Source organism: Ancylobacter sp. WKF20 (assembly GCF_029760895.1).
Lineage (GTDB): Bacteria > Pseudomonadota > Alphaproteobacteria > Rhizobiales > Xanthobacteraceae > Ancylobacter.
The window spans coordinates 3177432-3190114 of sequence record NZ_CP121679.1; the positions used below are offsets into that span (position 1 = coordinate 3177432).

Annotated in this window: 12 protein-coding genes; 5 read left to right on the plus strand and 7 right to left on the minus strand. The window is 69.1% G+C overall.

Annotated elements, in window-relative coordinates; translation table 11 throughout:
• Nucleotides 1–41: 41 nt before the first annotated feature.
• Together AncyloWKF20_RS14565 and AncyloWKF20_RS14570 are read right to left on the minus strand one after the other, a co-directional pair.
• Nucleotides 42–545 (minus strand): tripartite tricarboxylate transporter TctB family protein, encoded by a 504-nt coding sequence (locus AncyloWKF20_RS14565; RefSeq protein ID WP_279314745.1) that lies wholly within the window; start codon nt 543–545, stop codon nt 42–44.
• 247 nt (nt 546–792) lie between these two features.
• Complete coding sequence (locus AncyloWKF20_RS14570) at nt 793–1803, minus strand: tripartite tricarboxylate transporter substrate binding protein (RefSeq protein ID WP_279314746.1); 1011 nt, start codon at nt 1801–1803, stop codon at nt 793–795.
• A gap of 762 nt (nt 1804–2565) precedes the next feature.
• Here AncyloWKF20_RS14570 and zwf point away from each other — a divergent pair.
• From zwf to edd, 3 genes are all read left to right on the plus strand, one after another.
• Entirely contained in the window at nt 2566–4041 is a 1476-nt protein-coding gene (gene zwf / locus AncyloWKF20_RS14575; protein WP_279314747.1) for a glucose-6-phosphate dehydrogenase, read from the plus strand.
• Between the two features lie 234 nt (nt 4042–4275).
• On the plus strand, nt 4276–4974 hold the full coding sequence (pgl, locus tag AncyloWKF20_RS14580; protein ID WP_279314748.1) for a 6-phosphogluconolactonase: 699 nt from the start codon (nt 4276–4278) through the stop codon (nt 4972–4974).
• 77 nt (nt 4975–5051) lie between these two features.
• The gene (gene edd, locus AncyloWKF20_RS14585) at nt 5052–6890 is read left to right on the plus strand and encodes a phosphogluconate dehydratase (RefSeq protein WP_279314749.1); all 1839 of its coding nucleotides are present in this window, start codon (nt 5052–5054) and stop codon (nt 6888–6890) included.
• 16 nt (nt 6891–6906) lie between these two features.
• On the opposite strand, the gene AncyloWKF20_RS14590 is transcribed toward edd, so the two are convergent.
• Entirely contained in the window at nt 6907–7965 is a 1059-nt protein-coding gene (locus AncyloWKF20_RS14590) for a DUF2125 domain-containing protein (RefSeq protein ID WP_279314750.1), read from the minus strand.
• Between the two features lie 223 nt (nt 7966–8188).
• Between AncyloWKF20_RS14590 and AncyloWKF20_RS14595 the strand changes: the two genes are divergently transcribed.
• The gene (locus tag AncyloWKF20_RS14595; RefSeq protein WP_279314751.1) at nt 8189–8725 is read left to right on the plus strand and encodes a gamma-glutamylcyclotransferase; all 537 of its coding nucleotides are present in this window, start codon (nt 8189–8191) and stop codon (nt 8723–8725) included.
• A 23-nt stretch (nt 8726–8748) separates the two neighbouring features.
• Here AncyloWKF20_RS14595 and AncyloWKF20_RS14600 read toward each other — a convergent pair whose 3' ends face one another.
• From AncyloWKF20_RS14600 to ftsE, 4 genes are all read right to left on the minus strand, one after another.
• Nucleotides 8749–9075, minus strand: coding sequence for a hypothetical protein (locus AncyloWKF20_RS14600; RefSeq protein WP_279314752.1), 327 nt, complete (start codon nt 9073–9075; stop codon nt 8749–8751).
• Between the two features lie 206 nt (nt 9076–9281).
• Nucleotides 9282–9971, minus strand: a complete 690-nt coding sequence (locus AncyloWKF20_RS14605) for a YdcF family protein (protein WP_279314753.1) — start codon at nt 9969–9971, stop codon at nt 9282–9284.
• 113 nt (nt 9972–10084) lie between these two features.
• Nucleotides 10085–11086 (minus strand): ABC transporter permease, encoded by a 1002-nt coding sequence (locus tag AncyloWKF20_RS14610; protein ID WP_279314754.1) that lies wholly within the window; start codon nt 11084–11086, stop codon nt 10085–10087.
• Nucleotides 11079–11738: a cell division ATP-binding protein FtsE gene (gene ftsE / locus AncyloWKF20_RS14615; protein ID WP_267584738.1), complete on the minus strand. Its 660-nt coding sequence runs from the start codon at nt 11736–11738 to the stop codon at nt 11079–11081. Before ftsE ends, AncyloWKF20_RS14610 begins: the two co-directional genes overlap by 8 nt.
• A gap of 233 nt (nt 11739–11971) precedes the next feature.
• Between ftsE and hpt the strand changes: the two genes are divergently transcribed.
• Nucleotides 11972–12565, plus strand: coding sequence for a hypoxanthine phosphoribosyltransferase (gene hpt / locus AncyloWKF20_RS14620; RefSeq protein WP_279314755.1), 594 nt, complete (start codon nt 11972–11974; stop codon nt 12563–12565).
• The last annotated feature ends 118 nt before the right edge of the window (nt 12566–12683 follow it).

The window sequence follows — 12683 nt, forward strand, 5'->3', positions numbered from 1 at the left end:
CCTGGCAGGCGGCTCGCGGTGCCCGCCTTATCTGTCGGTGGTCACAGTCCGAGCATCGCCTCGATCGGCCCCTTGGGGAGCGGAATCATGAACCAGCGCTCGAGCGTCATGTAGAAGAAGACCGGCACGCAGACCGCCACGGTGAGCGACAGCGGCAGCTTGTATTTGCCGATCCACATCATGAAGCCGAGGATCAGCGCGACAGAGGGGACGTAGATGCCGAGGAACGGCACAAGCGCGACATAGACGCAGGCCGGGATGAGCACCCGGAGCACCTGGCCGAGCTGGCTCCATTCCGCGAAGAGCGGCTCGGAGCTCTCGCGCATGCCATGCACGAGGTTGATCAGGCTGCACCCGCAGATGATGAGCCCGACATAGAACGGAAAGAACCCGGCTTGCGGGCCGTCCGAACCCCAGCCGACCCCGACCAGGTAGCTGCCATAGATAACGATGAGGCCGAACAGCAGGGTCAGCAGTGCGGTGCCGATCTCGACGGTGCGCTGCTTAGGGCCTCCCCCGCCCGCCCCATGGTGAGCCTGTTCCATAGATTGTCTCCGAAAAATCCGCGCAAAGGAGTGTCCGGCGAGGGCGACCCGCCAGAGGCACGTTCGACGTCAGCTTGCTCTAACGTTCGTTCTTGCTGTTTCCCGGCGCCCGGGATGCGTGCGGCCGGAACGGTGCCGGCGGCAGTGCCGCTGTCCGCAGCGGCGCTCGGTCGAAAACGTCAAGGGGCTCCCCGCGGGAAGCCCGGCTCCAACCGGGCCGGCAAGGCCGGCCCGGGGAGCGAGGTCGTCAGTTACCGGCGATGAAGCCGGCTTCCTGCATCAGGGTCTTGTGCTTGGCTTCAGCCTGGTCGAGCCAGCCCTTGAACTCGGCGCCGGTCATGAAGGTCGGGTTGAAGGCGCCGTCCTTCATCAGCTGCTGCCACTCGGGGGTCTCGCGGACCTTCTTGAACAGGTCGACGAAGTAGGCGACCTGCTCGTCGGTCACGCCCGGGGGCATGAAGATGCCGCGCAGCATGAGATATTCGACGTTGAGGCCGGCCGAGATGCAGGTCGGGATCGAGGACCAGGAAGCGTCACCGAGGATCTTGTCGGTGTAGGGCAGCTGCTTGGAGTCGAACACGCAGAGCGGGCGCACCTTGTCGCCGCGCCACTGCGAGACGGCCTCGATCGGGTTGTTCACGGTCGAGTTGACGTGACCGCCGACCAGCTGCACCGCGACCTCGCCACCGCCCTTATAGGGGATGTAGGTCAGCTTCTTGCCGAGCGCCTTCTCGATGGCGACGGTGATGATCTGGTCTTCCTGCTTGGAACCGGTGCCGCCCATCTTGAAGGTGCCGTCCGGCGCCGCCTTGATAGCCGCCTCATATTCCTGCGCGGTCTTGTAGGGCTCCTGGGCGTTCACCCACAGGACGAACTCGTCCAGCGCCAGCATGGCGACGGGGGTGAGGTCCTTCCAGTTGAAGGGAATGCCGGTCGCCAGCGGGGTGGTGAACAGGTTCGACAGCGAGATGACGATCTTGTGGGGGTTGCCCTTGTTGCTCTTGACGTCGAGGAAGCCCTCGCCGCCGGCGCCGCCCGACTTGTTGATGACGACGAGCTGCGTCGACATCAGATTGTGCTTGGCAATGATGCCCTGGAGCGTGCGCGCCATCTGGTCGGCGCCACCACCCGTACCGGCCGGCACGATGAACTCCACCGGCTTGGTCGGCGCCCAGGCGGCCGAGGCCGGCAGCATGGAGAGCGCCGTCATGCCGAGGGCGGTAATGGCGCCCAGACCAAGAGCATGGAAATGTTTCATTTGGCGTTTTCCTTCCCAAAAGGATTCTGGCGTTCAACCGATCTTTGGTCGGTCTTGTTTTTGCGTTCCGCTTCGCGATGCCGGAGCGGATCCGTGATAGCCGGCAGGCCGATTGCTTCGTCTCTCCGCCGGATACTCCGTGTAATAAGTTGTACCAAGATTAGAACAAAGCCAAGAGCTAATTCTAAAGTTCAATGGTGCGACGCAAGGTCAGTTTGTATTACGTATTATAGGAATTTTGTATGTGGCATACAGACTTTGGCATACTTAATATTGCATAATGTGCGTAGGCATACCTTATTAAGTAAGCCGTTGAGCTGGCTCGCAATTCCCTCCCAGCACGAGCAATAGCAACGCGCCGCGCCGCTCACCGCACCTCTCCGCGCGCGCCGGCCGCCGCATCGCCGGCATCGTTACGGCAGCTCCGGCGAATACTTGCGAACCCCGCTCGCCGCCCGAATTCGCCCGCTCAAATCCCTTTTTTGCGCCATAATGCTGCAATGCAGCGTCGAAAGGCTCGACGGCCGCGCGCAAGGCTGTGATCATCGCCGCGTCGCGTGAGGCGGCTAGACCGCCTCCGTGCTACCGGGAGGACGTTCCGGCACGGACTCGTTTTTGCTAGGCAGAGCCCGGCGCAGGAACGTGAGGCCGGGCGCCACCGCAATGCCGCCGGAATGGTGAGGCTAGCCTTGCCGCCGGCATTACCCGTGCCGTGTCCGCGGCGGGCCCGACGGCCTGCCGAGCCCTGAGGAGAGTTCGTCCATGACCAGCCGCCTGATTCCGGTTCCGCCCTTCGTGCTGACGGTGTTCGGAGCCACCGGCGACCTCTCCCGGCGCAAATTGATCCCGGCCCTGTTCCACCGCGACGCGGACGGCCAGATTCCCGAAGAGGCCCTCATCATCGGCGTGTCGCGCCGGGCGATGACCGATGCCGAGTTCCGCGCCTTCGCACATCAGGCGCTGACCGATCACATCCCCGCCGCGGAGCTGAAGGAGCCGGAGCTCGAGCGCTTCCTCGGCCGCCTCTCCTATGTCGCGGCCGATGCCGATGCCGAGCCCGGCTGGTCGGAACTCGCCACCCGCGTGGCGAATGCCGGCGACATGATCCCGGTCTATTATCTCGCCACCGCGCCGCATCTGTTCGGGCCGATCTGCGAGCGCCTCGGCAAGTACGGCCTCGCCGAGAAGGGCCGAGTCGTCATCGAGAAGCCGATCGGCAAGGATCTGAGCTCGGCGGTGGCGCTGAACGAGCAGGTCGGCCGCATCTTCCCGGAAGAGCGTGTCTACCGTATCGACCATTATCTCGGAAAGGAGACGGTGCAGAATCTGATGGCGCTGCGCTTCGCCAACGCCCTGTTCGAGCCGCTGTGGAACAACGCCCATATCGACCATGTGCAGATCACGGTGGCCGAGGCGCTCGGCGTCGAGGAGCGGGCCGGCTATTACGACACCGCCGGCGCCATGCGCGACATGGTGCAGAACCACATGCTCCAGCTGCTCTGCCTCGTGGCGATGGAGCCGCCCGCCTCGCTCGACGCCGACGCGGTGCGCGACGAGAAGCTGAAGGTGCTGCGCGCGCTCAAGCCCATCGCCGACCACAACATGGCCCAGCTCACCGTGCGCGGGCAGTACCGCGCCGGCGCCTCGGCCGGCGGCGCCGTGCCCGGCTATCTGGAGGAGCTCGGCTCCACCCGCAGCGAGACCGAGACCTTCGTCGCGGTGAAGGCGGAGCTGGAAAACTGGCGCTGGGCCGGCGTGCCCTTCTATCTGCGCACCGGCAAGCGCCTCGCCTCGCGCGTCTCCGAGATCGTCATCGGCTTCCGCCATGTGCCGCATTCGGTGTTCGGCGATGCGGTCGGCGCCATCGAGCCCAACCGCCTCGTTATCCGCCTGCAGCCGGATGAGGGCGTGAAGCTGTGGCTGATGATCAAGGATCCCGGCCCGGGCGGCATCCGCCTCACCCATGTGCCGCTCGACATGAGCTTTGCCAAGGCGTTCAAGGTGCGCAACCCGGACGCCTATGAGCGGCTGATTCTCGACGTGGTGCGCGGCAACCAGACGCTGTTCATGCGCCGCGACGAGGTCGAGGCGGCCTGGAAATGGGTCGACCCGATCCTGCAGGCCTGGCGCGGCGCCAAGGAGCCGCCCCGCCCCTACACGGCGGGCACCTGGGGCCCGTCGGCCTCCATCGCCCTCATCGAGCGCGATGGCCGCACGTGGTTGGAAGACGGCGCCTGACCGGCGCCTATGGGCTGGAAGACGGCGCCTGATCGGCGCCTATCGGCTGGAAGACGGCGCCTCACCGGCGTCTCGTCCTGGACGACGGCGCGGAAGCGCGCCGGCCCCGCGTGACGCGCTCGTGTAGCGCGCGGTTTGCGGGGCAACGCTAGACTCGCGGGCGGCGCCGGGCCGCGAGCGAAGCTGGCGACAGACAGGCCCGCCGGCACCAGCCGGCGGCACAGTGAGGGGAGCGTGAGCGTGCCGAATTTCCAGGAGTTTGCCGACAGCGCGGCAGTGGCGCATGCGCTGGCCGATTATGTGGCGGCTGCCTTGGGCGCGCGCGTGCAGCGCGACGGGCTGGCGAGCCTTGCCGTCTCCGGCGGGCGCACCCCCACCCGCTTCTTCGACGAGCTCTCCACCCGCGACCTGCCCTGGGACAAGATCCTCGTCACCCTCGTCGATGAACGCTGGGTGCGCGAGACCTCGGAGCGCTCCAATGCCCGGCTGGTCCGCCAGCACCTCCTGACCAACAAGGCCGCCAGCGCCCGCTTCGTGGCGCTCGCCAATGACGCGCCCACCCCCGAGGCGGGCCTTTTCGCCGTCAACGAGGCGCTGGAGGACCTGCCCTGGCCGCTCGCGGCCGCCGTGCTCGGCATGGGCGACGATGGCCACACCGCCTCCTTCTTTCCGGGCGGCGACCACCTTGAGGAGGCCATCGACCCCGATGGCGCGCTCGGCCTCCTGCCGATGCACGCCCCCGCCGCCGGCGAACCGCGCATCACCCTGACCCTGCCTGTGCTGCTCGCCGCCGATGCGCTGGCGCTGCATATCGAGGGCGCGGCCAAGCGCCCGGTGCTGGATGCCGCGCTGGGCGAGGGCCCCGCCACCGACATGCCGATCCGCGCCGTGCTGCGCGCGCGCCCGGCGCTCGACATCTTCTGGTGCCCGTGACCCGACACGCCCACCCCATTTGAGCGACGACGCGGCCGGCGTCCTTTCCGGCCGTTGACCACCTGAAGGAGAGCCGCATGGCAACCGCCATCCCGTCCAGCGTGAACGCCCGTATCGGCGAGGTCACGGAGCGCATCGTGAAGCGCTCGCATGACGCCCGCACGCGCTATCTGGAGCGGATCGCCGCCGCCGCCGAGCGCGGCCCGAGCCGCGCCAAGCTCGGCTGCGCCAACCAGGCGCACGGCTTCGCCGCCTGCGGCCCCTCCGACAAGGCGATGCTGCGCGCCGGCGCCGGCGCCAACCTCGCCATCGTCACCGCCTATAACGACATGCTCTCCGCTCACCAGCCCTATGAGAACTACCCGGAGCTGATCCGCGCCGCCGCGCGCGCCGCCGGCGGCGTGGCGCAGGTCGCGGGCGGGGTGCCCGCCATGTGCGACGGCATCACCCAGGGCGAGGCCGGCATGGAGCTCTCGCTGTTCTCGCGCGACGTCATCGCCCTGGCCACGGCGGTTGCCCTGTCGCACCAGACCTTCGACGCGGCGGTGTTCCTCGGCATCTGCGACAAGATCGTGCCCGGCCTCGTCATCGGCGCGCTGTCCTTCGGCCATCTGCCGGCGGTGTTCATCCCGGCCGGGCCGATGACCTCAGGGCTGCCCAACGACGAGAAGGCGAAGATCCGTCAGCTTTTCGCGGAAGGAAAGGTCGGCCGCGAGGCGCTGCTGGAGGCCGAGAGCCAGTCCTATCACGGGCCGGGCACCTGCACCTTCTACGGCACCGCCAACACCAACCAGATGATGATGGAGATCATGGGCCTGCATCTGCCCGGCGCCTCCTTCGTCAACCCGAACACCCCGCTGCGCGAGGCGCTGACCACCGCCGCCGCCGAGCGCGCCATGGCGATCACCGCACTGGGTAACGACTACACACCGGTCGGCCGGATGCTCGACGAGAAGGCCTTCGTCAACGGCATTGTCGGCCTGCACGCCACCGGCGGCTCCACCAACCACACGCTGCACATCGTCGCCATGGCGGCGGCGGCCGGCATAAGGCTGACCTGGGACGATTTCTCGGACCTCGCCGATGTCACCCCCCTGCTCTGTCGCGTCTACCCGAACGGCAAGGCCGACGTGAACCATTTCCACGCCGCCGGCGGCATGGCCTTCGTCATCCGCTCGCTGCTCGGCGAGGGACTGCTGCACCGGGATGTCGAGACCGTCTGGGGCGGCGATCTCGGCGTCTACACCAAGGAGCCCGTGCTGGCCGAGGACGGTACGCTCGCCTGGCGCGACGGCACGTCGATGAGCGGCGACGAGGCGGTGCTGCGCGGCGCGGACGCACCCTTCCAGGCCACCGGCGGCCTCAAGCTGCTGGCGGGCGATCTCGGCAAGGCGGTGATCAAGACCTCCGCCATCGCCCCCGAGCGCCACATCATCGAGGCGCCGGCCCGCGTGTTCCACAGCCAGGAGGAGCTTCAGGCGGCCTTCAAGGCGGGCTCGCTCACCGGCGATTTCGTCGCCGTGGTGCGCTATCAGGGTCCGAAGGCCAATGGCATGCCGGAACTGCACAAGCTGATGCCGCCGCTCGGCGTGTTGCAGGACCGGGGCCACAAGGTCGCGCTGGTGACGGATGGCCGCCTGTCGGGTGCCTCCGGCAAGGTGCCGGCCGCCATCCATGTCACGCCGGAAGCCGCCGATGGCGGGCCGATCGCCCGCATCAAGAACGGCGACATCGTCCGCGTCGACGCGGTCGCCGGCACGCTCACCGTGCTGATCGACGCCGAGACCTGGGCCGAGCGAGCGCCGGTCCCGGCCGACCTGTCGGCCTCGCATGTCGGCGTCGGGCGCGAGCTGTTCACCGCCTTCCGCGCCGCCGTGGGCACGGCGGACACGGGCGCGAGCATCTTCGCGGTGTGAGCCTAATAGGCCGGGCCTAGTAGGCCGGCCCGATCTTGCCGAGCGGCAGCATGCCGAGCGAGATCCGCCCATCGCGGAAGGTGAAGGGGAAGGTGCTGGCCGGCGCGCCGTCGAGCGTGCCGGGCATGCCGACCACCGACAGCGCCGGGGCGAGGTTCACCATGAAGGCCGGCATCAGCCCGGCGGCGGAGAGCGCCGACATCAGCGCCGGCGCATTCGCCATGGTGAGGTTGATCGTGCCGTTCGGGCGACGCTCAGTGTCGAGGCCGATCTCGCCGGTGGCGTTCATCGCCCCGCCGCCGCCGCTGAGCCGGGCCTCGAGCAGCTTCACCCGCCCGCCCGCCGCCTGCCAGGCCTGAAGCCGCGCGGCCGGCGCGAGCACGGCGCGCCACTCCGGCACCTGCGTCGCGGTCATCTCCAGCGCGCCGTCGATCGGGGCGGCATTGGCGGCGGCGGTCGTCACCCCGGTCGCGCCCTTCACCCCGGCGGCGATGTCCAGCGTCGCGGCATCGGCGCCCGGCGTGTGGCGGACATGGAACTCGGCATGGCGCGCGCCGAAGAACACGGTGCCGCCCTGCGTCAGCGCGTAATCATCGGCGGCGACGGAGAGCCGGTCGAGATCATTGCCGCGCCCGACGCCGCTCACCTGCAGCAGCGACCAGTTGGCGATGATCTCGCCGGCCTGCGGGCTGCTGATTACGCCCGGTCCCTGGAACTCGGCGATGATGTGCCGGGGGTTCCACACCTGCGCCACCGCATGGGCGCGCGCCGCCTTGGCCGAGCCGCCGGCGGGGCCGGTGAAGGTCACGGTCGGCTCGGTGCAGATCAGCTCGAAGCGGAAGGGGAAGCCGCCGAACTGCCGGTCGGCGCAGCTCCAGCTGCGTCCCCTCTCCGCCTCGGCAGCCATCCAGCGGTCGATTTCCTGCACCGCGCGGCCGGAGGCGTAGAACCAGGCGGCGGTCCAGCCCGTCCCGGCCAGCACCAGCGCCGTCACCAGGCCGAGCAGCAGCCAGGGCCGCCGGCGCACGACCGGGGCGGGAGACGGGGCGGCTGCCGGGGTGTCGGGCAAGCTCATGCGGGCAACTCCTGTGCGGAACGGGGCGGCACGTTCTTCCGCCGGTGCGGCGGGGATAAGGCGGGCGCCGTGTCCGCGAGGCGGGCGGCGGCGCGGTCCTTTCTACGTCGGAAGCGCGATTGTCCAAAGCTCTGCCCGCCGGACGTCTTAACGCCCGCCCTCCCGCGCCCTAGTCTCGCCCGACAAGCCGCGCTGATTCCCTTACCTCCCCTCGGGTGCCCCGATGAGTGCCGTCCCTTCGCCCGCCGAGCTCTGGGTCTTCGGCTATGGCTCGCTGATGTGGAATCCGGGCTTCGATTATGAGGAGCGCGTCGCGGCCAAGCTGATCGGCGCGCACCGCTCCTTCTGCGTGAAATCGGTGCACTGGCGCGGCACGCCGGAAAAGCCCGGACTCGTGCTGGGCCTCGACCAGGGCGGCGCCTGCATCGGCATCGCCTTCCGCATCGCGCCCGAGCGGGCGCAGGCGACGCTGGATTATCTGCGCGCGCGCGAGCAGGTGACGAACATCTACCGCGAAGCGGTGCGCCGGGTCTGGCTGAAGGATGGCAGCGCGCGCGCCGTCGCCGCCGTGACCTTCCTGGTCGACCGGGGCCACAGCCAATATGCCGGCAAGCTCTCGCGCGAGGAGCGCCTGCATCTGATCCGCCAGGGCCATGGCGTGGGTGGCCCGAACGTCGATTATGTCACCGCCACCGCGAACCATCTGGTGGAACTCGGCATCCGCGATGCCGAACTGCGCTGGCTGGTGGAGCGGCTCTAGGCCCGCCCTGTCAGCGTGGCGCGTCAGCTCGGCGCGAGCGCGCCGCTGTCGGTCTCCGGCAGGATGCGCAGATGGATTTCCTGCGCGCCCATGGCGTAACAGGCGGCCCGCGCCCGCGCGCCGGCCGGCCCGCTCCACAGCGCCACGCGCCGCCCGCCCTCGGTGCGGACCGCCATGGCGACCGCGTCCGGGTAGTCGGGCGCCTCGTCGACGCCATAGACCGAATAGACCTGACGCCGGCCGTCGGGCCCGCGCCAGAGACGGAAACGGCGCGCCAGCAGCGCATCTGCGGCGCTCAACGGGCCATCATCGGTCAGCGAATCGCTGGACTTCACATTGTGTGTCAGCATGAGAACAAATCTAGAACATCCATTGGCATCGTCAACATGTCTCGCAGCGTGAATCCGCGAGCGTGCCAGAATGTTCCCGCGCCCCGCCTTGTCGTCATCCCCGGGCTTGACCCGGGGATCCATGATGTTCGCCGCGCCGTGGCCGGCTCAAAGACGTGGATGGCCGGGTCAAGCCCGGCCATGACGGCATAGATGAGGCGCCGGGCTTACGGCGCCGGGCTGGTGATGCCCTCGCCGACCTCGGCGGTGACGGCGGGCCAGGGGCCGATGCCGACATAGGCGGCGACGAACTTCACATATTCCACGAAGAGCAGCCGCGCGCTCGCCAGCCCGCCGCGCCAGCCCGTGTCGCGCGGCAGGCGCGCCACCACCGGATAGGGCAGCAGCGCGATGTCCGGCATGGCGCGGGAGAGCTCCACCAGCGCGCGCGGCATGTGCCAGGCGGAAGTCACAACGATCAGCGAGCGGAAATCGTGCGCGCGCGCCCAGACCGCCGTCTCGATGGCGTTGCCGCGCGTGTTGAGCGCCGAGCGCCCAAGCTCGACGCAGCATTCCAGCTGATCCTGCGTCGCCGGCACGGTGCGGCTGATCTCGGCCAGCGTCGTGTCGGGATGCACGCCGGTGATAAGCAGGCGCTTGCCGCGCCGCTCGGTCAGCAAGGCCGTTGCCTCGGTGATGCGGTCGGCCCCGCCGGTCAGCACCACAATGCCGTCGGCGGCGGGCGCCTGCGGCGTCGCCTCGCGTTCCAGCGCGAAGAGAAAGGCGGCGAAGCCCGCCAGCACCAGCACGGCCCCGGCCGCGCAGAACAGGAAGCCGGCGCGCAGGACACGCAGCAGCGCGCTGGGGCGCCGCGGGCGCGGGTCAGAAGCGGAAGAGGGCAAAGCGCGGCGCGTCACGGTCGTCAGCCTAGAGCAATTCCCGCAAAAGTGCGTAGCGGTTTTGCGGGAGGAATTGCGTGAAATCAGAGAGCTAGAGCTTTTCCGGCGAACGGGCTTTCTCGGCAAAAGCCCTAGCTGATCCGGCGCAGGGTGCGATAGACGGTGATGCGCGAGGTGATCGCCGTCACCAGCGCCACCAGCACCGATACGCCGAGAATGCCGCCATAGCCGCGCACATCGAGCGCCACCGCGCCGATCAGCGTATCGGCCCGGCTGGTCAGGCCGAGCCAGCCCGGCAGCGTGGCGCCGAGGAAGAACAGCGCCATCGCCGCCCCGCCGCCGATCAGCCCGCCCTTGAGCCCGACCCAGAGGAAATGGTGCTGGAACGCGGCGGCGATGAAATTGTCGCGGGCGCCGACGAAATGCAGCACCTCGACGATCGCCCGCGCCGCATCCACCGCCGCGCGGGTGGCAAACACCACCGAGAGCACCGTCGCCGCCCCGACCAGCGCCAGCACCGCAAGGCCGATCAGCACCACCATGCGGGCCGTGGCGATCAGCCGGTCGGACCATTGGCGGTGATCGTCGAACGTTGCCGAGGGCACCTGCGCGGCGAGCCCGGCGCGCAGCGCCAGCAGCGTCTGCGGCCCGGCCTCCGGCCCGAGCTTGACGATGACGAGGCGCGGCACCGGCAGGCTGGAAAGATCGAGCCCCGAGCCGAGCCAGGGCTCCAGCAGCGCCGCTGTCTCGGCGTCGCCCAGCGCCCGCGCATCGGCCACGCCCGGCGTGTCCTTCGCCACCGTCACCGCCGCGTCGAGCGCCGCCTTGATGTCGAGCCCGTCGCCCGGCTTGATCTGGATGGTGGTCTCGCGGGCGATCTGCGAGGTCCAGTCCGCCGCCACGGTGCGCACCGCCGCGACGCTGCCAATAGTGAGGCCGGCGAGAAAGGTCATGATGGCGACCACCGCGACCAGCGCGCTGCCGGTGATGGTGGCGCCGGGCACGATGGAATGCGGCTGCCCCCGCCCGTGGCGCGGGTCGTGATGGGCGTCCGTGCCCTCCTCCGTCGCGGCGGCGCGGCCGCGCAGGCGCGAGAACAGGGCAAAGGGGTGGCGGGTGCGCGTCTCAGTCATAGACCGTCAGCCGCCCCTGGTTGATGACGAGGCGGCGGGCATCGAACTGGTCCATCAGCCCGATATCATGGGTGGCGATCAGCACCGAGGTGCCGGTCTTGTGCAGTTCGAGAAACAGCCGCATCAGCCGGCGCGCCAGGCCGGGATCGACATTGCCGGTCGGCTCGTCGGCCAGCAAAATCTCCGGGCGACTGATGAGGGCGCGGGCGATGGCGGCGCGCTGCTTCTCGCCGCCGGAGAGCACGGGCGGCAGCACATGCATGCGCTCGCCCAGCCCCACCCAGTTCAGCAGTTCGCGCACCTCGGCGCGGTAGCTCGCCTCTTCCTTCTCCTGTACGCGCAGCGGCAGGGCGACATTCTCATAGGTCGTGAGATGGTCGAGCAAGCGGAAGTCCTGGAACACGATGCCGATGCGCTGGCGCAGCGCCGCGGTTTCATCGGGCCCGAGTTTGGCCGCATCGCGGCCGAAGATGTTGATCAGCCCGCGCGTCGGGCGCAGCGAGAGGAACAGCAGGCGCAGCAGCGTCGTCTTGCCGGCGCCCGAGGGGCCGGTCAGGAACTGGAACGAGTGCGGCGGTATGCCGAAGGTGACGTCCCGCAGCACTTCCGGCCCCATGCCGTAGCGCAGGCCGACATTTTCGAATCGGACCAAGTTCTTCCCTCGACGAGCTCTTGCCGACGCTCCGCCCGGGGCGGATGATTCTGGTGCGCAGCACTCCTAGCACAGAGCGCGCGGCCATGGGCGCACCCCGGCGCCCAAAGGCGCGGCGCGGTATCGAATTGCCGGCGCCGCCCCGCGCCAACTGGACGGCGCGCGTGGAGGCGTCCATGGTGGCGGCTGAGCAAAGGGATGGCCCAGAAGGGCCGCCACGCATGAGGACACGCATGACCGAGCCGACCGAGACCCGCGCCGCGGGCGCCCCCAGCGACACTCCCGAGAAGCCGGCGCCGCATATCGAGGTGCTCTATGACGCCGGCACCATCGCCGCGCGCAACCGCGAGCTGGTGAACGAGATCGTCGGGCAGAAGCCGGAAAAGCTCGTCGTCATCGCCGTGCTCAAGGGCAGCTTCGTCTTCGCCGCCGACCTCATCCGCGCCATGCATGAGGCGGGGCTGGCGCCGGAGGTGGAGTTCATCACCCTGTCGAGCTACCGCGACGCGCGGGTCTCCTCCGGCCATGTCACCGTGCTCCGGGACATCGAGACCGAGGTGCGCGGGCGCGACGTGCTGCTGGTCGACGACATCCTCGAATCCGGCCGCACCCTCGCCTTCGCCAAGGACCTGCTGGCGGCGCGCGGCGCCAACCGGGTGATGGTCTGCGTGCTCCTGGAGAAGCCGCACAAGCGCGCGGTGCAGATCGACGCCGATTTCGTCGGCTTCAAATGCCCGGACTATTTCGTCGTCGGCTACGGCATGGACGTCTCGCACGCCTACCGCCAGCTCCCCTTCATCGGCTACATCCCCGACGCCGAGGGGTGAGGCGGGGGGCGTAGGCGGCGGAGGGCTGGGCGGTCCCCCGGAGAGGACAGAGACCACGTCGCTGCTGGTCCTGCTGCCGACATTACCGCTCACACACCGTCATGGCCGGGCTTGACCC

Bases quoted from the DNA above. Each gene is read 5' to 3' on its own strand.
- AncyloWKF20_RS14600 (WP_279314752.1), bottom strand. From the start codon at position 9,075: ATGCTGACACACAATGTGAAGTCCAGCGATTCGCTGACCGATGATGGC.
- AncyloWKF20_RS14590 (WP_279314750.1), bottom strand. From the start codon at position 7,965: ATGAGCTTGCCCGACACCCCGGCAGCCGCCCCGTCTCCCGCCCCGGTC.
- AncyloWKF20_RS14610 (WP_279314754.1), bottom strand. From the start codon at position 11,086: ATGACTGAGACGCGCACCCGCCACCCCTTTGCCCTGTTCTCGCGCCTG.
- zwf (WP_279314747.1), top strand. From the start codon at position 2,566: ATGACCAGCCGCCTGATTCCGGTTCCGCCCTTCGTGCTGACGGTGTTC.
- AncyloWKF20_RS14595 (WP_279314751.1), top strand. From the start codon at position 8,189: ATGAGTGCCGTCCCTTCGCCCGCCGAGCTCTGGGTCTTCGGCTATGGC.
- AncyloWKF20_RS14565 (WP_279314745.1), bottom strand. From the start codon at position 545: ATGGAACAGGCTCACCATGGGGCGGGCGGGGGAGGCCCTAAGCAGCGC.
- hpt (WP_279314755.1), top strand. From the start codon at position 11,972: ATGACCGAGCCGACCGAGACCCGCGCCGCGGGCGCCCCCAGCGACACT.
- AncyloWKF20_RS14570 (WP_279314746.1), bottom strand. From the start codon at position 1,803: ATGAAACATTTCCATGCTCTTGGTCTGGGCGCCATTACCGCCCTCGGC.
- edd (WP_279314749.1), top strand. From the start codon at position 5,052: ATGGCAACCGCCATCCCGTCCAGCGTGAACGCCCGTATCGGCGAGGTC.